The organism is Glaciihabitans tibetensis, from assembly GCF_003003265.1.
Taxonomy (GTDB): domain Bacteria; phylum Actinomycetota; class Actinomycetes; order Actinomycetales; family Microbacteriaceae; genus Glaciihabitans; species Glaciihabitans tibetensis.
In genome coordinates this window covers 375,841-394,279 of sequence record NZ_PVTL01000003.1, presented here as the reverse complement: position 1 = coordinate 394,279, position 18,439 = coordinate 375,841, and the positions used below count along the sequence as shown (strand labels likewise).

Annotated in this window: 18 protein-coding genes and 1 tRNA gene; 7 read left to right on the top strand and 12 right to left on the bottom strand. The window is 65.0% G+C overall.

Going from position 1 to position 18,439, the window contains the following annotated elements:
- Nucleotides 1-34 precede the first annotated feature (34 nt).
- Complete coding sequence (locus B0I08_RS07870; RefSeq protein WP_106211499.1) at nucleotides 35-1,873, bottom strand: bifunctional sugar phosphate isomerase/epimerase/4-hydroxyphenylpyruvate dioxygenase family protein; 1,839 nt, start codon at nucleotides 1,871-1,873, stop codon at nucleotides 35-37.
- A 178-nt stretch (nucleotides 1,874-2,051) separates the two neighbouring features.
- Here B0I08_RS07870 and B0I08_RS07865 point away from each other — a divergent pair, with 178 nt between their 5' ends.
- Entirely contained in the window at nucleotides 2,052-2,525 is a 474-nt protein-coding gene (locus tag B0I08_RS07865) for a type II 3-dehydroquinate dehydratase (protein ID WP_106211497.1), read from the top strand.
- Nucleotides 2,526-2,561: 36 nt separating this feature from the next.
- Here B0I08_RS07865 and B0I08_RS07860 read toward each other — a convergent pair whose 3' ends face one another.
- From B0I08_RS07860 to B0I08_RS17880, 7 genes are all read right to left on the bottom strand, one after another.
- The gene (locus B0I08_RS07860) at nucleotides 2,562-3,470 is read right to left on the bottom strand and encodes a shikimate dehydrogenase (RefSeq protein WP_106211495.1); all 909 of its coding nucleotides are present in this window, start codon (nucleotides 3,468-3,470) and stop codon (nucleotides 2,562-2,564) included.
- Nucleotides 3,471-3,604: 134 nt separating this feature from the next.
- Complete coding sequence (locus B0I08_RS07855; RefSeq protein WP_106211493.1) at nucleotides 3,605-4,285, bottom strand: IclR family transcriptional regulator; 681 nt, start codon at nucleotides 4,283-4,285, stop codon at nucleotides 3,605-3,607.
- 131 nt (nucleotides 4,286-4,416) lie between these two features.
- Entirely contained in the window at nucleotides 4,417-5,463 is a 1,047-nt protein-coding gene (dctP, locus tag B0I08_RS07850) for a TRAP transporter substrate-binding protein DctP (protein WP_106211491.1), read from the bottom strand.
- A 101-nt stretch (nucleotides 5,464-5,564) separates the two neighbouring features.
- Entirely contained in the window at nucleotides 5,565-6,839 is a 1,275-nt protein-coding gene (locus tag B0I08_RS07845) for a TRAP transporter large permease (protein ID WP_106211489.1), read from the bottom strand.
- A 1-nt stretch (nucleotide 6,840) separates the two neighbouring features.
- Nucleotides 6,841-7,359: a TRAP transporter small permease gene (locus B0I08_RS07840; RefSeq protein WP_181243320.1), complete on the bottom strand. Its 519-nt coding sequence runs from the start codon at nucleotides 7,357-7,359 to the stop codon at nucleotides 6,841-6,843.
- 210 nt (nucleotides 7,360-7,569) lie between these two features.
- Entirely contained in the window at nucleotides 7,570-8,109 is a 540-nt protein-coding gene (locus tag B0I08_RS07835; RefSeq protein ID WP_106211485.1) for a MaoC family dehydratase, read from the bottom strand.
- Between the two features lie 25 nt (nucleotides 8,110-8,134).
- Complete coding sequence (locus tag B0I08_RS17880) at nucleotides 8,135-8,350, bottom strand: DUF1232 domain-containing protein (RefSeq protein ID WP_219905629.1); 216 nt, start codon at nucleotides 8,348-8,350, stop codon at nucleotides 8,135-8,137.
- A 94-nt stretch (nucleotides 8,351-8,444) separates the two neighbouring features.
- On the opposite strand from B0I08_RS17880, the gene B0I08_RS17550 reads away from it, so the two are divergent.
- Complete coding sequence (locus B0I08_RS17550) at nucleotides 8,445-8,657, top strand: three-helix bundle dimerization domain-containing protein (RefSeq protein ID WP_146134352.1); 213 nt, start codon at nucleotides 8,445-8,447, stop codon at nucleotides 8,655-8,657.
- A 204-nt stretch (nucleotides 8,658-8,861) separates the two neighbouring features.
- Nucleotides 8,862-9,323, top strand: coding sequence for a hypothetical protein (locus B0I08_RS07825; RefSeq protein WP_106211481.1), 462 nt, complete (start codon nucleotides 8,862-8,864; stop codon nucleotides 9,321-9,323).
- A gap of 21 nt (nucleotides 9,324-9,344) precedes the next feature.
- Here B0I08_RS07825 and B0I08_RS07820 read toward each other — a convergent pair whose 3' ends face one another.
- Nucleotides 9,345-9,926, bottom strand: coding sequence for a TetR/AcrR family transcriptional regulator (locus B0I08_RS07820; protein WP_106211479.1), 582 nt, complete (start codon nucleotides 9,924-9,926; stop codon nucleotides 9,345-9,347).
- A 235-nt stretch (nucleotides 9,927-10,161) separates the two neighbouring features.
- On the opposite strand from B0I08_RS07820, the gene B0I08_RS07815 reads away from it, so the two are divergent.
- The 4 genes from B0I08_RS07815 (at nucleotide 10,162) to B0I08_RS17750 (ending at nucleotide 14,822) form a co-directional block, all read left to right on the top strand.
- Nucleotides 10,162-11,508 (top strand): Mur ligase family protein, encoded by a 1,347-nt coding sequence (locus B0I08_RS07815; protein ID WP_106211477.1) that lies wholly within the window; start codon nucleotides 10,162-10,164, stop codon nucleotides 11,506-11,508.
- The gene (locus tag B0I08_RS07810; RefSeq protein ID WP_106211475.1) at nucleotides 11,508-12,245 is read left to right on the top strand and encodes a hypothetical protein; all 738 of its coding nucleotides are present in this window, start codon (nucleotides 11,508-11,510) and stop codon (nucleotides 12,243-12,245) included. Before B0I08_RS07815 ends, B0I08_RS07810 begins: the two co-directional genes overlap by 1 nt.
- A gap of 3 nt (nucleotides 12,246-12,248) precedes the next feature.
- Nucleotides 12,249-14,399, top strand: a complete 2,151-nt coding sequence (locus B0I08_RS07805; RefSeq protein ID WP_106211473.1) for a transglycosylase domain-containing protein — start codon at nucleotides 12,249-12,251, stop codon at nucleotides 14,397-14,399.
- A gap of 255 nt (nucleotides 14,400-14,654) precedes the next feature.
- Nucleotides 14,655-14,822: a hypothetical protein gene (locus tag B0I08_RS17750; RefSeq protein WP_181243318.1), complete on the top strand. Its 168-nt coding sequence runs from the start codon at nucleotides 14,655-14,657 to the stop codon at nucleotides 14,820-14,822.
- 146 nt (nucleotides 14,823-14,968) lie between these two features.
- On the opposite strand, the gene B0I08_RS07800 is transcribed toward B0I08_RS17750, so the two are convergent.
- The 3 genes from B0I08_RS07800 to B0I08_RS07790 all read right to left on the bottom strand — a co-directional run bounded on the left by B0I08_RS07800 (nucleotide 14,969) and on the right by B0I08_RS07790 (nucleotide 18,399).
- Nucleotides 14,969-15,041: transfer RNA gene (locus B0I08_RS07800), tRNA-Glu, on the bottom strand.
- 84 nt (nucleotides 15,042-15,125) lie between these two features.
- Entirely contained in the window at nucleotides 15,126-16,082 is a 957-nt protein-coding gene (locus B0I08_RS07795; RefSeq protein ID WP_245884684.1) for a diacylglycerol/lipid kinase family protein, read from the bottom strand.
- A gap of 7 nt (nucleotides 16,083-16,089) precedes the next feature.
- On the bottom strand, nucleotides 16,090-18,399 hold the full coding sequence (locus tag B0I08_RS07790; protein ID WP_106211653.1) for a heavy metal translocating P-type ATPase: 2,310 nt from the start codon (nucleotides 18,397-18,399) through the stop codon (nucleotides 16,090-16,092).
- Between the last annotated feature and the right edge of the window lie 40 nt (nucleotides 18,400-18,439).

The window sequence follows — 18,439 nt, the reverse complement described above, 5'->3', positions numbered from 1 at the left end:
ACAGCGTCAGGGTTTGAAGTCCACGCGTGCCTGATCACGGCGCAGCCACGATCGGGCGGCGGCTGTGCTGGGCGGCGAGTCGCACCGGAGCGTTCGTGGCGCCGTAACCGCGATACCCGCCCCTGCGTTCCACGATTTCAAAAAACACGCTCCCGAGGGACTCGGTGTAGAAGTGAAGGAACTCGCCGCGCTCGTCCCGGTCGTACATTAGCTGTAGCTCGCGAATCTCCTCGAGAAACTCCGGCTTCAGGTCAAACCTCGAGTCGAGGTCCTCGTAGTAGTTTTCGCCGATCGGCAGAAACGCCAGTCCGCGCTCCCGGGCCCGGCGGGCCGCGCCGATCGCGTCGGTCGAGGCGAACGCCACGTGCTGGGCGGTGTCCGCGCTGCCGGTGGGTGACAGGTTGAGCACAAGCCGCACAATTCCGTCGGCTGTGCTCATCACCTGGCTACGCACGAGTCCGGTAGGTGCGGCGACGTCGAGTGAGGGCTGCGGATCGAGGGCGAGAACGCTGGTGCAGAAGAGCACCGCGGCGTCGAAGTACTCCCAGGACTGGGCGAGGTTCACATGGTCTACCCGCGTGACGAGTGGATCGGTCGTGACCTCCGTGCTGCCACCGAATTCGGACACCCAGGCGGGCACTCCCCCACGTCCCACCCTGCCGAAAAATATCTCCGACGAATCGGGCGCACGCACGCCGAGCAGCTGTTCATCGCCCGCACCCCGGTCCCGCGGCACCGGCGGCGCCAGCAGGCGCCCCGCCCGTTCTGCCGCCAACTCAGGGTCGAGCACGTCGAAGCCCAGCGCGGCGACCGCGGGTGACCCCGCTGTGGAGTCGCCTCGGTTGATGATCACGCGGGCTCCACCCTGCGACCACAGTTCCACCGGTTTCGAATGATGGTTGCCTGCGTCGGTGAAGCCGAGCTGATGAAGTGTCGTGCGCACCTGGTCAAGCCGGTGGTCGTCTGCACGGATCTCCACGAAGTTGAACCCGACCGGGGCCACCATTGTTGGCAGCGGTGACAACTCCATGCGCGATCCCTCTCGGCCGTCGCGTTCGAGCGCCTGGCACGCCAACTCCTGCAGCCACTCCAACGAGCGCATCGCGTCGACCGCAGTGCGGAACGGATCGGTGCGGCGGAAGGTGTCGTTGAAGATCTCCAGAGACATCGGCCCGTCATACCCGGCGCGCAACAGGTGGCCCATAAAGTCGGCGAGGTCGAAGCCTCCCTCACCGGGAAATACACGGTGATGGCGGCTCCAGGACAACAGATCCATCGTGAGGCCCGGGGCATCCGCCATCTGCACGAAAAAGATCTTGTCAGCGGGAATGGTCTCAATGGCCGCCGGATCCCACCCGCGGGAGAGAATGTGGAAGCTGTCGAGGCAGTGGCCGATCGCGGGATGGTCGACGGCTCGAACAATGGCCGCGGCGTGCTCATAGTCGTTGACGTACCGCCCCCAGGCGAGGGCCTCGTAGGCGACCCGCACGCCATAGCTCTCCGCTAGGTCGCCGAGCCGGCCGAGCTGGTCGACCGCAAGCGCGTCGTCGGCGCTGACCGCGGTGCCCACATTGCTGCACAGCAGAATCGTAGAGATCCCCAGACGATTCATGAGGTCAAACTTGGCCGCGGCGCGTCTCAGGTTTTGGCGCAGCTTCTCCTGTCCTACCCCCTCGAAGTCACGGAACGGCTGGTAAAGGTCGAGTGTCAGGCCGAGGTCGCGAGCGGTGGATGCCACGAGCTCGGGTGAGAGCGACGAGGCGACGAAATCGGGTTCGAAGATTTCCACCCCGTCGAAGCCAGCCGCGGCGCTCGCCTTCAACTTCTCTTCGAGAGTTCCACTGAGGCACACCGTCGCGATGGAGGTCTTCATGGCACACCGCCTGTTCGTGGTTGGTGGCCTCAGTGTCGGGCGCGGCGAGTGTCGGCCGCAATCGTCGCGCCCACCCAGTGGAACATCAGTGGACGCACGATCAAGCGCCGTGCTGACAATGGCACTTCGAATATCACAGTGCGGTCAAATATCACAGTGCAGTCAAAGGAGAACGCTCATGAGTGCAACCCGCCCCAGCATCCTCGTGGTGAACGGCCCCAACCTCAACCTGCTCGGGCTCCGCGAGCCGGCCATCTACGGTTCGGACACCCTCGCCGACGCCGAAGCACTCGCGCGCGAAACCGCGACGGCCGCCGGTTACGACCTCGATTTCTTCCAAAGCAATTGGGAAGGCGCGATCATCGACCGCCTCCACGCGGCGCGAGGCGCCGCGAGCGGCCTCATCGTGAACCCGGCTGGGCTGACCTCGGTGTCGATTGCGCTGCTGGACACGCTGCTCGCCGTTGAGATACCCGTTGTCGAGGTGCACGTGTCGAACATTCACCGACGGGAGCAGTTTCGCCATCTGTCGTATGTCTCGACAATGGCGGACGCCGTCATCGCGGGGTGTGGGATCGCCGGGTATCGCTACGCCGTTGACTTTCTGGTCGGGCACATCACCTCCCGCAGCAGCAAGAACCCGGCGCGCTAGGTGCGGCCGCGTCGCCACCGGCCGAGCACTCCGGCGTCAACCGACCTGCGTTGATACCTGGCCGCCCTCGGCGATGATGCGCTCCAGGTGCGACAGCATCCGCGCTTCGTCCGGGGCGATGCCCGTGAACAGCCGGAACCCTTCCGCCGCCTGGAAGACCAGCATGTGTCCACCGCCCACGGTGAGACATCCGGTCGCCCGTGCCGCGGCCATCAGCTCGGTTTCCAGCGGCATGTAGACGACGTCGTGAACCCAGGTGGCCGGCTGCAGCAGGTTCACCGGCACCGCGGAACCGGGGCTCGCCGGCATTCCCAGGGGTGTGGCGTTTACCACGCCGTCCGCAGCGCGCATCCAGCGGGCCGCGTCCTCCACCGGGGCCGGCAGAATCGCCGCGCGCCCGTGAGCGGCATTGAGCGTGGTGGCCGTGTCGGCGGCGCGTGTCTCGTCGATATCGATCAGGACGAGTCGTTCCACGCCGCTGCGCAGGAGGGCATATGCGACGGCGACACCGGCGCCACCCGCGCCGAACTGCACAACCGTGCGTCGCGGCACGGCCGCGAGATTTTTGTCAATGGACCTGGCAAAGCCATACCAGTCCGTGTTGTACCCGGTCGCACGGGAGCCATCGAACACGACCGTGTTCACCGAGCCGAGAACACGCGCATCTGCCGACAGTGCATCGACGTGCTGCACTGCGGCCTGCTTGAAGGGGTGGGTGACATTCACTCCGCGGTAGCCATCCGCGCGAGCGTTCCGGATTCCTGCGCCGAGGTCGGAGTAGCCCGGGTCGCGACTGCCGTCAAAGACGTCGTAGCGGTAGTTGAGGCCTAGGGCGGCACCCTCCGTCTCGTGAAGCACCCGGGAGAGCGACAGGTCGAGGTCCAGGCCGATGAGCCCCACCCGGATCGGCGCCGCGGAGCTCGCGCGCGCAAACTTGTCTGCCATGACCTCGTCGTCTCGTCTAAAGCTGGTGTCTCGGGCGCTGGATTCCTAGACGCTGGGTCTCATCGCACCCGGTTCAGTCGAATTGTGGGCGACCGGATCGGTCGCGGCAATACGAAGTGCCACCTAGTGGAACGCTACGCGGGCGGGCGGGCGGCAAGACGTCGGCCCAGCGCGATGGCCGCCGTCCGCACGGCGAGAGTCACGCTTTCCCCACCCGCGGTACTCTGCGGACCGGAGATCGCGATGGCTGCGATGGGCTGGAGGTCAGGGGTGAGGATCGCGCTTGCAGCGCACGTTATCTCCGAACCCTCTCGATCGTGCCGCAGCACCAGCCCCGGGTCGCGCACTGAGCCGAACCCGGGCACGTAGGCGCGCATCACCCTGCCTGCGGCGGTCGAATCGGCCGACCACCGGTCCCCCACCCGCGGGTGCCTGCCCACCGCATCCTGCCCGCGCAACACACCGATGCACACGACGTCGGATCCGTCCAGAACCTCCAGGTGGACCGTTTGCCCGGTCGCGTCCCGCAGGTCTGCCATCGTCGACAATGCCAGTCCTCGTAGCGCGTTGGGCTGCGCCGCGAGCTCGCCCAGCTCGAACAGCCGAAGGCCAAGGCGAATACCCGAGCCGTCCCGTTCGAGGTAGCGATGTTCCACGAGTTCCGAGACGAGGCGTGACACCGTCGACTTCGGCAAATTCGCGCGGCGAGCAAGTTCGGACACACCCAACCTCTTGTCGTCGACGCGAAAACACTCTAAAACGAGGGTCACCCGGTCGATCACTGAAACCGCGTCGTTCCATTGCGTGGTGCGCATGAGTGAAGTATCGGCCCCCTTCGTGCCCCGTGACAAGAGCCCGAGCGGGACTCAGGGTGGCGCGGGAGCGAGCCGGTCGCCCGGCCCGCTCCGGTCGCCCGGTCCGCCCCTGTCTCCCGGTCCGCTGTTGGTTAGCCCGCCATCTCGCGGATGGACTCGTACAGTTCAAGGCGCTCGCCGTCGTAGTAGGTCGAGAAGAACTCTTCCGCCTTCTCGGTGAAGGCAGCGCGGTCAACCTCATCCTCTTCGACCACGGTGTACGACGAGTCGGCGCGGTACTCGTCGAGGATCTTGTTCGTCTCCTCTTCCACGCACTCGCGGTTCTCGGCACGGATGCCGTGAAGGGTTTCGTCGAGAAGTTCCGACTGCTCATCGCTGAGCTTGTCGTACGTGTTCTCGCCCACAACCAGCCAGTGAATGCCCACCTGGTGGTTGTTCAGGGACGCGACTTTGAGAATCTCGTCGAAACTCTGCGAGTGGGTGGCGACAATGGGGTTCTCCTGCCCCTCGGCGATCCCCTGCTGGAGAGCGACATAGATTTCCTCGTTCGCTACCGTGACCGGGGTGACGCCCATTGCCTCGGCGTTGGCGAGAAACTGGGGCGAATCCGGGAACCGGATCGCGAGGCCCTCCAGGTCATCAGGGCTTTCGATCGGGGTGTCGGTGGTCGTGAACGTGCGGTTTCCGAAGAACCAGCCGTCGACAATGCGTGCTCCCGTCTCTGCGCTGAAATCCTCAAATAGCTCGGACGATGCGGTGTCGATCCACTCGAACGCATGGTCCACATCATCGAAGACATACGCCGCATCCACCACTCCGATGGGTTCGTAGGTCGCACTCAAGGCGGAAGCGCCCTGCAGGTCGATGTCGATGTCGCCGGCTTGCACGGCGGCGAACCGCTCCGTGTCGGGGCCGAGCTGGCTCGCCGGATACAGCTCCACGGTGAAGCCGATGTCGGCGTCCTCAAGGCGCTCCTTCAGCAGCTCGACGCCGCAGTAGTAGTTTGGCGTCGTTTCGGGCTGGCTGGTCGCGACCGTCAGGGTGACGTCCTCGTTTTCGGTTGGGCCCTCGTCGGCCGTGTCCCCGGAGTCTTGGCCGCACCCGGTGATGAGCAGGGTCGCCGCCGTCAGCAACGACGCCCCTAACACCACCCGGCGCGTGCCGTGAGCGTAGCTCATGTGATTCTCCCTTTTACTGTGTGATTGCCGGAGTCGGATGGCCCGGCACTGGACGGCCCTGAGGAGCGGACCGAAGGCAATGTGTAGTTGTCGGCATGGGTCTACAGGCCCAGAATGGTCGGCACGATCGTCACGATCGGTGGGAACACCGTGAGGAGCAGCAGAACCGCGACGAGCGGAATCAGGAAGGGCAGAACGCCTCGGAACACCACGCCCATCGGTTGTCTGGTGATCGACCCGACCACAAAGAGCACGGCTCCGACGGGCGGAGTCAGCGAGCCGATCATGAGGTTCAGGATCATCACCACCCCCAGGTGCACGGGATCGATCCCGAACTGCGCCGCGATCGGCATCAGCACCGGTACGAGCACGAGGATGACCGGCGGTGCTTCCAGGAAGGTGCCGAGCAGCAGGAGCATGACGTTGAGCACCAACAGGAAGATGATGGGGCTGTCGGTGAGGTTGGTGAGCCAGTCGCCCAGTACCCGGGATACCTGTTCGCGGGCGAGAACCTGGCCCATGAGGTTTGCCGCCCCGAGGATGAGGAGGATGCCGCTGGTGACCACCACGGTTTCCTTCGCTGACCTGAGGAGCACCTTCAGGGTCAGCGTGCGATAGGCGGCACCGAGCACGAGCATGTAGGCGGCCGCGATGGCTGCCGCCTCTGTGGGGGTGAAGATGCCCCCGAGGATGCCACCGAGAATGATGACCGGAGTGAAGAGAGCGCCGATGACCCGCACGCCCGCTGTCCGGAACGCCGGTCCGTCAAAGCGTGTCCCCTCCATTCCCGGACGTTTGCGCACCCAGATGAAAACATAGATCGCGAGGCCGAGCGTCATCAGGATGGCTGGCAGGATGGATCCGGCAAAGAGTGCCCCGGTGGAGATCGCTGCCGTTGCCGCGAAAAGCACCGCCGGGATGCTCGGCGGCATGATCGTGCTCAGCAGGGATCCCGACGCACTCAAACCCGAAGCGAAACCGTATGTGTATCCCTTGCGCACCATTTCGGGAACGAGCACCTTGCTCAGCGCGGCGGCGTCGGCCAGCGCAGATCCACTGATCCACGAGAATCCCACGCTGGTGCCAAGGTTCACGTAGGCGAGATTGCCTCGTACCCGAGGAAGTGTGGCGAGGGCGAAGTCGAACAGACGGCTCGCGATGCCCAGATGGTTGGCGACGGTTCCCACGAAGATGAAGAGGGGCACGGCCAGAAGGGGAAAGCTGTTGATGCCGTCAACCACAGACCGAATCGCCAGCCCCGGGGAGTTGCCGTTGGTGTAGAAGTACAGCATGCTCGAGGCCATCATCGCGAAGGCGACCGGCACGCGCAGCAGGAGAAGCGCGGTCAGCACAAGCAGGTAGACGGTCAGGTCCATGTCAGCCCTCCATCTCTGAGATGTCGAGCTTCGGCTCCGGCCGGTTTGCAGCGAAGATCTTCGCGATGGAGTGAATCGCCCCGGATGTGAAGCCGATAAACGCGAAGACGTACAACACCGCGATGGGCATGTGGAGCACCGTTGTCACTCGCCGCCAACCCTGTTCGATCATCAGGAGCGATTCCCAGGCGAGCGCGATGCAGGTGATCACCATCACCACAGCCGCGAAGACGCGCAGCACCGTGAACAGCCGCTTGCCCTGCAGGATTGCGTCGAATACCTCAATGACGATGTGACCGTTTTTACCGATCAGATACCCGGCGGTAATAAAGGTCAGGGCAACCATGGACAGCCGGGCCACTTCTCCGGCGCCTACCCACGCGATGGCGGGAACATACCTCCCGAGCACCTGCCACATCACGCCGAAGAAAATGAGCCAGAAGAATACTGTTCCGGCCCAGATCTCGATCCGTGCTAGCCACCGGATGGGGCCAGGAAAGTGGGCAGGCGAGTCCGACACGGGTGCAGTCTGCGGCTTGTCGCTCATCGGAATCGCCACACGGGTCGAGAGGGGCGGGACCGGCAAACTCGGGGTGCGACGGTAAACATCATCAACCTCTCTGTCAATGTGCGGATTCCTGCCGCTGAAGCGACTGTGGGCCTAATGGCCGCCGCGCACAAGCACGTGTCCCATCAACTGGAACGACGCGCCAAGCGGGCGATCGCTTTCCTACACCTTTCTGGCGGTCGTGCCCCGTTGGTCGAGGCCTTCGCGCTGAGTCGTCGTCGAGACATCCGCCCGTTCCCGCCGACTGATCAGGTTGAGCATCGTCTGCGACATCACCACCTCGCCACGCTGGTTGAACAGTTCGATGCGCGTGTGAAGCAACCCACGGTCAGGCCTGCTGTTCGATTTTCGGGCGGCGACAACGGTGAACCGAACGGACAGGGTGTCTCCGGCGCGCACGGGCAGGTGCCAGCGGAGTTCGTCGACGCCGGGAGATCCGAGGCTTGTGCGCTCGTTCAGGTAGTTGTCCACCATGATGCGCATCATCATCGATGTGGTGTGCCAGCCGCTGGCGATGAGGCCACCGAACGGCCCGGCAAGGGCCGCGATCGGATCGGTGTGCATGAGGTGCGGGTCGAATTCCTCCGCGAATGCGACGATGCTCTCTTCGCTGACATAAGTCGACCCGTACTCACCGGTTGCGCCGACGCGGTAGTCCTCGAAGTGGCGGTCCGCCAGGGGCACCGCGAAAAAGTCATTCATAGAGCTGTCACTCTAACCGCCAGAATCAGACGGCCGGGGGTGCCGATTTCTGGCTGACGCGCGGACGCCCGGAGAGCAACTTCCAGACGGTGAAACCCGCGCCGAGCACAACGGCGAAATCGTCGGTGAGGCCCAGCGGTCCGGTGAGGAGTTCGGGGATGATGTCGATCGGCGACGCGCCATAGACAACTGCGGCGACGGCGACCAATACAGCGGCGACAGTCTTGCGGCGAGAGCTCATTTCGGCAAGATACCCGGCGAGGCTGGGACCCTGCCGCGAGCCGAGGGTGCGCCACTCGCCTTGACTACTCCTCACGAGAGTCCCAAACTCAGTTGTGACTAGAGAAGTTGACGACGAAGACACCATCCGCCAGGTTGTAGACCGGCTGCAAGAGAAGTACCCCGAAGTGGCACGGCAGGAGCTGGAAAGCGTCGCCCGCGAGGAATTTCATTCTCTCGCTGGCCGACCGGTGCGCGACTACCTATCGATCCTCACGGAGCGGGCAGCAAAGAAGCGTCTCAAACGCGATATCAAGGAATCGTCGTAGGGCGACGATACCCGGCGCGAGCAGATTCGGCACGTGGCGCAGCCTCTCGGTCTACCCCTAGCAAGAGAGGCGCGCAGCCCGGCAAACTTTCCCTCGGATTGTTACGCTGAGAAGTGTCAACGCTGTTGACACTGATCTCGACGAGGAGACCGATCGCTCGCAGCCGACGCCCCCTTGCGTGACTGCATTCTCGAAAGGACTGCCGTGACCAAGGTAACCGCGGAGCTGAACCCGAATCGCCTCGCCACCCTTCGGCTTCGCCGCACCCGCCGCCCCCATTCATTCGATGCGCCGCGTTCCGTCAGCGAGATCCCGACGACCCACCCGTTGATGTCCCCCGAAGCAAATGTGCAACGAATCATGCAGACCGGGACGATCTGGTTCGCCGCGGCTATCGGAAGCGTCGCGGTCACCCTCGGGCTGCTGCTCGCATCGGGCTGGCGACCGGCGCTGCTCACCGGCGCCGTGCGAGTGCTGTGGTGGGCCGCCTCCGCCCTGGTCGCGGTCAGTGTCGGCTTGATCGGCTGGTCGGGCTGCCCGATCCTGGAGGTCGACGTGCCGACGGCAAACCGCAACAAATCGCGTACCATGCAGCTCGGAACGATGATGTTCATCGTCGGCGGAACCACCGCCCTGCTCGCAGTTCTCCTCGGCCCCGCGGTCTAGTCTCCTCGCCCCGCCTCAGCTTTATTTCGGCGATTCGTCTGGGGTAATGAGGTGCTGCATAGATGCCCCATACAGGCGGATGACGGCATCCCGACTTCCGGCAATTGCCGTCTCCTCCGTGACCCATAGGGCGCTCATGAGGCCAGAGAGCTGGGTGATGACGAGCTGGGCTCGAAGTTCCTGGTCGGGCCCCTCGAGCCGATGACGCAGGGGATCTACGAGCAAACGATGCACCGCGGTGCGCAGTTCGTCCCTCACCTCGGGGCTGTCCGACGCCCGGATGAGCGCGACGTAGGTTCCGCTGGCGGCCGCCACGCGCCGCTGATCGAACACAAAACGTGCGAGTTGTTCCCCAATCCGGTCCTGCGGGCCCTCGACGGCCGCGCTCCAGGAACCGGGAAGAATCATCGTGCCGAGGAACAGCGCTGCCTTCGAGCCGAAGTGGCGGATGACGATCGCCGGGTCCACGCCCGCTCGTTCCGCAATGTCGCGCACCCCGGTGGCTGCGAACCCCTGCGTTGAGAAAAGGTGGGTGGCGCTCTCGCGGATCGCGTGTTTTACAGCCCACGACCGGTCGCCGCTCACCTTCGCGCCCTCACTCACCTGGCCATGGTCTCATAGGTGCCCGGCGTGCGATCGTCATAGATCGCCGGTCGTCGCAACGCGCGCCTCGCGCTAGCGCATCGAACGCAGATCCCCATCCGTTTTCGACCAATACTTACTGGGAAAATCCTGATGTGGGGGGTCCTGTTGGAGACTCCCACCCCAGCCGTTGTCGACGTACTGTCGAGTGTATGAATAATACGAGGCGTCTGCGCCGCTGCCGGGGTGGGCGGGCATGAGCTCCGCCGATCGCCCCCACACAACGGTCTCCCGGCCTCGCCGCTCACCGCGATTGTTCGAGATGATTCGTGACTACGTTGCGGTCTTCGCCGGCCGCTCCGTCGCCGCGCTCCTCCACGTCGTTCGGCCGGGTGGCGGCACGGCCCTGCCCGGCACCGTGGCACATCGAATCTCGCCCAGGCTGCTCGCCCGGGTTCTCCAGGGCCCCCGCGAAGGCATTGTCGTCGTGACCGGATCCAGCGGAAAATCCACAACAACGCAGATGGTCGTCGGCATTCTCCGCCAGCACGGTCTCACCGTCTTTACAAACAACCGCACGGCCAACATCACCAAGGGTCTCGTCTCGGAGCTGCTTCCCCAGCTCAATTGGCGAAACCGCATTGAGGTGGATGTCGCTGTCCTCGAGATCGACGAGGGCTACTCAGCGATCATTTCCGAGATGGTGACCGCCCGGGTCTCCATCCTGCTCAACGTGATGATCGACCAGTTGCACCGCTGGCACGAGCCCGAGCGGGTGGCTGGCTATCTCGCGCGAACCGCAGGCGCGACGAGCGATACCGTCGTGGTGAACGCGGACGATCCCCATCTCGCGGCTATCGGCATGGCGACGGACCTCAGCACGACCGCCGACGCGACCGTGCGCCGGTTCGCCCTCGGCAGCGACATCACGGCCGCGGCGAAACGCACCGCGTCCGCTCCACGATTTAGCGAGGACTCCGCTACCACGCCCCGACCGGCAGATAGCGTCGTTGTTTCGGTGGACGGCAGCGAAGCGCTCATCAGCATCAACGGTACTGACCTGCAGGTCGCACTTCCCAGCGCCGGAACTCATATCGCCTCGGATGCGGCAGCCGCCATCGAAGGAGCGCGCGCGCTGCTCGGCGACCGCTTCGATGCCGAAACGACTCGGCTCGCGTTCCAGTCCATGCCGGGCGTCTCCGGGCGCAACGAGCGCGTGACCATCGGCGGGCACACCGTTGACTTCGTTTTCACCAAGAGCCCCGCGAGCATGCAACTCAACCTCGATCTGCTCGATGACACAGCGGAGCAGGTCATGCTCGCCGTTGGTAAGGACATCTACGACACGTCACAGTTGTGGCTGGTCGACTGGTCGACCCTGCCGGACGTCGCCGTTGTTTCGGGCTGGCAAGCGTGGGATGCGGCGCTACGGCTCGCCTACGACGAGGTCGCCGTCGACGCGGTCGAACCGGATGTTCGGATCGCCACCCGCGAATTTCTTGACCGCCAAAACTCGAGTGAGGGGCACAGCACCATTATCTATACCCCGGAATCGATGCGGGTAATGCGCCGCAACCTCCGTTTGAAATGGGCGGATAGCTGATGAGTGCGATCACGATACTCGACATGTACCCCACCCACCTCAACGTGAATGGTGACGGCGGCAACGTTCTCGCGCTGACCCGTCGGCTGCAGTGGGCGGGCATTGCATCGCGGGTGGAGCGGGCCGAGGTCGGCGCCACGTGGTGGGACGTCGAACCCGACATCCTCCACATCGGCGGCGGCACCATTGCCGCGCAGAAAGCAGTGCTCGCCGACCTCACCGGCGCGCGCACCCGGCTGCACGCCTGGGCAGCAGACGGCGTCTCGATCCTTGGCGTTGCCGGCGGGTTTCACCTCTTACTTGACGAGGTTCTTTTCCCCGGCGAATCGAATAGCGTCGCGGGCGTTGGGCTGTTGGGCGGCCGAAGTCTCCCCGCCGAGGAGCGCATCAGCGAGTACATGGTCGCCAGGGCGGGCAGCGATCTGGTGCACGGGTACCAGAACTCCGGGCAGCTCGTCGACCTCGCGGCGGACAGCACACCGTGGGCGCGGGTGCTTGCGGGTGTGGGAAACGGTGCCCCCGAGGGCACGGAGGGCGCGGTTCGCGGAACTGTACTCGGCACCAGCCTCAACGGACCCCTGCTCCCCCGAAATCCGTTGGTCGCCGACGCGATCCTTGCCCACGCGGCCGCCCGCCGCGGGCTCGAATACGTCACCGGTCCCCAGCACGCCCACGCCGATGCTGTTGCTAGCCAGGCATCCGCGGTAATCCGCGAACGCCTCGGCGTGAAGGACTGAACGATGTCACGCAACTCCCCCTCAGTAGGAAGCGCCCTGGCCGGACTGCTTGGGGTGCTCAGCTTCAGCGTCCTGGCCGGGATCCTCGTGGCCGTGATGGTCACACCGGCGATCACCGTTGCGCGAGCCGCCGTCAGCACCACCGCCGAGGTGTTCGACCGTGTGCCCGGCGAGATCACCATCGACCGCCAGCCCCAACAGAATCGAATCTTCGCGACCGAAAATGGTTCTCCGGTGCAGATCGCGACCATCTTCGACCAAAACCGCGAAGAGGTCACCTGGGATCAGGTATCGGAGTTTGCGAAAGACGCCGCCGTCAGCGGAGAAGACCGGCGCTTCTATGAGCACGGCGGGATCGACCCCGCTGGAATCGTGCGCGCCGCCGTCACCAATGTTGCCGCAGGCAGCATCGCCGAAGGTGCCTCGACGATCACCCAGCAATATGTGAAAAACACCTTCATTCAGGCCGCGCTCGAATTACCCGAGGCCGAGCAGGCGGCGGCCTACAACGCCGCGATCGACACCTCCTTCGCGCGCAAGGTGCAAGAGATGAAGCTCGCCATCACCCTGGAGAAGGAGTACACCAAAGAGGAGATACTTCTCGCCTACCTCAACATCGCCAGCTTCGGTGGCACAACCTATGGCATCGAAGCGGCCGCTCAGCGGTACTACAACACTTCCAGCCTCAATCTCAGCGCCGCGCAAGCCGCGAGCCTGATCGCGATTGTGCAGTCCCCCACGGCTCTTCGCCTTGACAACCCCGACAACTGGCAGCGCAATACCGAGCGCCGCAACGTGATTTTGAACGCCATGCTCGCCGACGGAAATCTGACCCCGGAGCAACACGCCGAAGCGGTCGCTGTCGTCGCAGATGGCAGTACCGTTGCGCTCACCAACTCCTCCAACGGGTGTCTGGTCGCGCACGACTTTGCGCAGTACTTCTGCGACTACATAACCAATCTCATTCCGGAACTCACCGCCCTCGGGTCTAATCCAGACGAGCGAGTTGCCGCCTGGCGACACGGCGGATTCGACATCCACACCACCCTCGATCTCAATCTTCAGGTCACGGCGCAGAACGCCGTGTGGGCGAATGCTCCGAACGACACAACCCGCCTCGAGCTGGGAGCCGCTGCGGTCTCCGTCGAAGCAGGCACGGGACGAATTCTGACCATGGCGCAGAACAAAATCTTTGACAACACGGGGGATGCTGACGCCACAACCACCGCGGTCAACTTCACCACTGACCGTGCCTACGGTGGATCAAGCGGATTCCAGCCAGGGTCGACCTACAAGGTCTTCACGCTGCTCAACTGGCTCGAAAACGGCCGCGGGATCAACGAGATCGTGAACGGTTCGCCGCGCACGATCCCCCAGAACCAGTTCAGCAACCGCTGCGATCCATCACAACTGATCGGCCGCCCATACGAATTCGGCAACGACGACGGTTTCGGCGGCAACATGACGGTCGCCACCGGCGTGCAACGGTCGGTCAACGGGGCCTTTATGTCCATGGCGTTGGAACTCGACCTCTGCGAGATCAAGGAGACCGCCGAGTCCATCGGAGTGCACCGCGCCGACGGCGGCGAATTGGGTTCGACGCCGGCATCCGTTTTGGGCACGAACGAGATCGCGCCACTCACCATGGCCACCGCCTACGCGGCAATCGCGAACGAGGGTGTCTTCTGTGAGGCGATCGCGGTCGATCGCGTGACCGGGCCCGACGGCACCGAGCTCGGCGGGCAACCTCAGGAATGCTCCCGGCAGCTCAGCGAGGACGTCGCCAACACCGCCGCCTACGCGATGGCCGGGGTGATGGTCGGGGGCGGTACAGCCACCCGATCCAACCCGAATGACGGCGTGGAGTACATCGGTAAAACGGGAACCACCGACAGCTCGAACCAGACCTGGGTCGTCGGGGCCTCCACCCGCGTCGCCACCGCCGTCTGGGTGGGCAACATCGAGGGGGCCTACCCGATGCGCAGCTACCGCAATATTCAGGGGGTGCAGGGCGGCGTGATCCGCCACGACATCTTCCGTCCGATCGCCTCGGCGGTAGACGACATACCCGCTTACCGTGGGACGGACTTCCCCGAACCGGCCCCGGATCTGGTGGGGCGCTCAGCACCGACACGACGGAGTTCTGCCGACTAAGTCGGTAAAACGATACTTAGCGTCCGCGCGACCACGGGCGCGACGAAGAGAAACTTCTTGTTCAGGAGTAGACCTTTCAGGGGAGCGGGTTCAGAAGGCGGAGTCAGCCGAGGGTGATCGTTGCGCTGAATAGCGCGAACCCGGAGCTGCGGAACGCCCCCGAGCTTCACGCCGCGGGAAGGTCTTCGATTGTCGAAACCCACCAAAAAGCACTTCACTAACCCTTGGGTGGGCATAATTTTCGGAGCCTTGGGAATGTCGCTGGCAATCTACGTACTCATCGCGCCCGCGGGCGGAGAAAATGCGGTGATCGGAGTCTCCGGATTGTTCGGCCTTCCCATCTGGACCATGAGGGTCGTGCTCTTCGTGCCTTCCGCGCTGTTCATCTACTGGGGGCTGCGTCAACTCATGACCGACCGATGAACCTGAGGGGCTCGAGCGCCCGATCAGCAAGTACCGATGCCTGGCGATCGTCGTACCAATGATCACCCATCGGCGATTTTGGCCGCTATCTGGGCAGACAAAAAATGCCCGGCTCCTCCTCACGCAGAAGAGAAACCGGGCTGTTGTGACCCCAACCGGATTCGAACCGGTGTTACCGCCGTGAGAGGGCAGCGTACTAGGCCGCTATACGATGGGGCCGTCGCGACAACTTGACAATGATGCCACACCTTAGGTGCTCGCACCAAACTGGCCCGTCCGCCCGGCGAGTCGGCCAGCGATTCGCTAGGCGAGCACCCGCAGCACTCCCTCACTCACCTCGAGCTCGAGCGGGAGCGGTCCGAACCGCTCGCCATCGGCGTAGGCCACCACGGAATCTGCCTCGATCCTGACGGTTCGCGCCCGGTGAATCGATACGCGGGGGTCGGTGAGGTGGGTGCCGGCGAACACGCGCGGGAAGATCCGCAGGAACGCGAGACGCGATAGCGGGCGCACGACCAGGATGTCGAGCAACCCGTCATCCATCACGGCATTGGGCGTAACCTTCATGCCTCCCCCAATCGAGACATTGTTGCCCACCGACACCAGCAGTGCGTCGGTAGTCAGTTCTTCGCCGTCGAGGACGAGTCGGTAGCGAATGGGCCGCAGTCGCACCAGCTCGATGAGCAACGCGAGGATGTAGCGGCTTTTGCCCCGCGGACGCCGCATCGCGTTCGCCCGCTCGTTGACGATGGCGTCGAAGCCGGCAGACAACGCACCCGCGAACCAACGCCGCTCCCCCGACGCAGACGTCACCCGCACCGCGTCAATGACACGGCCACCCCGGTCGAGACTCTCCAGCAGCGCTTCCACTGCGACGTCCGGTTTATTCAGCGGCAGTCCGAGCCCGCGCGCGAGGTCGTTGCCCGTTCCACAGGCGATGATGCCCAGCGGGATGTCGCTGCCCACCAGCAACCCGGCACCGAAGTTCACCATTCCATCACCGCCCACCACGACGAGCGCATCGGGCCGCCCGACGAGCGCCAGTCGCGTCGCCTCCACCAACTCCGCGAGGCTCGCTGCCTGCAGCGCCACCACCCCGTGTCCGTGGTTTCGGAGCGCAGCCACCACCTGCGTCCCGACCCCCCGGCTCGCGCCGAAGCCGGCGGCGGGGTTGATGGCCACGACCAATTCGCGGCGCCGAGGCATCCGCTCCCCACCGTCATCGGAAGCTGGCACGGGCGCGGGTGCGGGGGACGTCATTCCCCGATTATCTCGTGGTGGCTGCGTCACCCAGCTTCACCCGGCGCAGCAGCTGCGCGTTCAACGCCACCACAATCGTGGAGACGGACATAAAGACCGCGCCGAGCGCCGGCGACAGCAGGATCCCGGCGCCGTAGAGCACGCCCGCCGCCAGCGGGATGCCGACGATGTTGTAGCCGGTCGCCCAGAAGAGGTTTTGCTGCATCTTGCGATAGGTCGCCCGGCTGAGGTTCAGCACGTCGGCGACGCCCCGGGGGTCGCTGGCGGCGAGCACCACCCCGGCGGATTCGATAGCGACGTCGGTACCGGCGCCGATGGCGACGCCCAGATCGGCCTGGGCCAGGGCGGGAGCATCGTTCACCCCGTCGCCCACCATCGCGACCCGCGCTCCCCCGGTTTGCAGCGCGACCACCACGTTCGCCTTGTCGGCGGGGAGCACCTCCGCGAAGATCTCGGTGATGCCGAGGCGTTCGGCAACCCAGTCGGCGACCGCGCGAGAGTCGCCGGTAAGCATCGCCACCCGCACCCCGCGCGCCTGCAGCGCGGCGACGGCCTGCCGGGACTCCGGCCGAATGACGTCAGCCAGCGCGATGGCGCCGAGCACGGCGTGTTCCGACATCACGTACACGACGCTCTGGCCCGTGCCGGTGGCCCGCCCCGCGGCATCCGCCAGCCCCTCGGGAATGGCCAGGGCGCGCTCCTCGACCACACGCGCGCTCGCGACCGTGATCCGGGCGCCGTCGACGGTCGCCTCGGCGCCACGTCCCGCAAGGGAACGGAAGTCCGTCGTCACCGCCGCGATTTTTTCTGTGGGATGCTCCGCTGCCGCACGCACGATCGCCCGTGCGATGGGGTGCTCGGATGCCTGCTCAACCGCGGCCGCCAGCGCGAGCACGCGTGAGCGCTCGGTCGCTGTGCGCTCGGGATCGGATTCGGGCGTGCGCTCGGTCGGCGTGCGCTCGGTCGGCGTGCGCCCGGTCGATGGCGTCGGCAGCAGCACCGCGGCGACACCCTGGCGTCCCTCGGTCAGCGTGCCGGTCTTGTCGAACAGCACCACCTCGATGGTGCGGGCGTCTTCCAGCGCAGCGCGGCTGCGCACCAGCAGTCCTCGTCGGGCGCCGATCGCGGTCGACAGCTGGGCGACCAACGGAATCGCGAGTCCCAGGGCGTGTGGGCAGGCGATCACGAGCACGGTCACTACCCGTTCGATCACAAACGCCGGATCATCCGGACTGATCCAGGTCCAGGCAATCAGCGTCAGGGCCGCGGCGGCCAGGGCGACGTAGAAGAGCCAGGCTGCGGCGCGATCCGCGAGTATCTGACTGCCCGACTTGCTCGCCTGCGCGTCGGCCACCATCTTCATCACCCCGGCAAGGGTGGTGTCGGCGCCCGTCTTGGTGACCCGCACGGTCAGGGATCCGGAGCCGTTGAGGCTCCCGGCAATCACGCCGTCGCCGGTCGACTTGCTGACGGCGCTCGATTCGCCGGTCAGCAGGGCTTCATTCACGTCGGAGCTGCCGGCGATCACCTCTCCGTCCACGGGAATCGCCGCTCCCGGGCGCACCAGCACCGCATCATCCACCTTCAGGCTCGACACCGGCACCGCCACAACACGGTCGCCGTCACCGTCGCCGCCACTTGCGCCGTCACCGGCGTTGACGATGCGGTCTGCTTCGTCGGGGATCAACTTCGCCAACTCGCCCAGCGCGTTCTGGGCGCCGGAGATGGCCGACATCTCGACCCAGTGGCCGAGCAACATGATCGTGATCAGAGTCGCCAGTTCCCACCAGAAGTCCATGCCGGGGAAGCCCAGGGTGACGGCCGCGCTGTACGCAAACGCGACGACGATGGCGAGCGAGATCAGTGTCATCATGCCGGGCTGGCGGGCGCGCAGTTCGCGAACCGCGCCGGTGAGGAACACCGATCCGCCGTAGAAGAAGAGAGCGACACCAAACACCGCCGGGATGAGGGTGCTGCCCTCGAAGCGGGGTCCAGACAACCCGAGGATGTCCTGCAAACCCGTACTGAAGACGAGTGTGGGGATCGTCAGGATCAGGCTGACGATGAACTTTCGGCGAAAGACGGACGGGTCATGGTGCGCGTGTTCGGAGGCGGGGTGGTCGTGGGCGGGGTGGTCGTGGTCTGGGTGGTCGAGGTCTGGGTGGTCGTGGGCCGGGTGGTCGTGCGCCGGGTGGTCGTCGTCTGGCACGTCAGGGGCGTGCGGGTGTGAGGTGTGGGCGCCGGAGTCGTGCGGGTTTGAGGCGTGGGAGCCAGGGGTGTGGCTTGCACCAAGCGGATGTTCCGTGCGGAAGTTCATGGACCCGAACATACCCCTAGGGGGTATATAGCGCAAGAGT

Bases quoted from the DNA above. Each gene is read 5' to 3' on its own strand.
- B0I08_RS07845 (WP_106211489.1), bottom strand. From the start codon at position 6,839: ATGGACCTGACCGTCTACCTGCTTGTGCTGACCGCGCTTCTCCTGCTG.
- B0I08_RS07810 (WP_106211475.1), top strand. From the start codon at position 11,508: ATGAGTGCGATCACGATACTCGACATGTACCCCACCCACCTCAACGTG.
- B0I08_RS07865 (WP_106211497.1), top strand. From the start codon at position 2,052: ATGAGTGCAACCCGCCCCAGCATCCTCGTGGTGAACGGCCCCAACCTC.
- B0I08_RS07790 (WP_106211653.1), bottom strand. From the start codon at position 18,399: ATGAACTTCCGCACGGAACATCCGCTTGGTGCAAGCCACACCCCTGGC.
- B0I08_RS07835 (WP_106211485.1), bottom strand. From the start codon at position 8,109: ATGAATGACTTTTTCGCGGTGCCCCTGGCGGACCGCCACTTCGAGGAC.
- B0I08_RS07795 (WP_245884684.1), bottom strand. From the start codon at position 16,082: ATGACGTCCCCCGCACCCGCGCCCGTGCCAGCTTCCGATGACGGTGGG.
- B0I08_RS07860 (WP_106211495.1), bottom strand. From the start codon at position 3,470: ATGGCAGACAAGTTTGCGCGCGCGAGCTCCGCGGCGCCGATCCGGGTG.
- dctP (WP_106211491.1), bottom strand. From the start codon at position 5,463: ATGAGCTACGCTCACGGCACGCGCCGGGTGGTGTTAGGGGCGTCGTTG.
- B0I08_RS07870 (WP_106211499.1), bottom strand. From the start codon at position 1,873: ATGAAGACCTCCATCGCGACGGTGTGCCTCAGTGGAACTCTCGAAGAG.
- B0I08_RS17880 (WP_219905629.1), bottom strand. From the start codon at position 8,350: ATGAGCTCTCGCCGCAAGACTGTCGCCGCTGTATTGGTCGCCGTCGCC.
- B0I08_RS07815 (WP_106211477.1), top strand. From the start codon at position 10,162: ATGAGCTCCGCCGATCGCCCCCACACAACGGTCTCCCGGCCTCGCCGC.
- B0I08_RS17750 (WP_181243318.1), top strand. From the start codon at position 14,655: ATGTCGCTGGCAATCTACGTACTCATCGCGCCCGCGGGCGGAGAAAAT.
- B0I08_RS07805 (WP_106211473.1), top strand. From the start codon at position 12,249: ATGTCACGCAACTCCCCCTCAGTAGGAAGCGCCCTGGCCGGACTGCTT.
- B0I08_RS07855 (WP_106211493.1), bottom strand. From the start codon at position 4,285: ATGCGCACCACGCAATGGAACGACGCGGTTTCAGTGATCGACCGGGTG.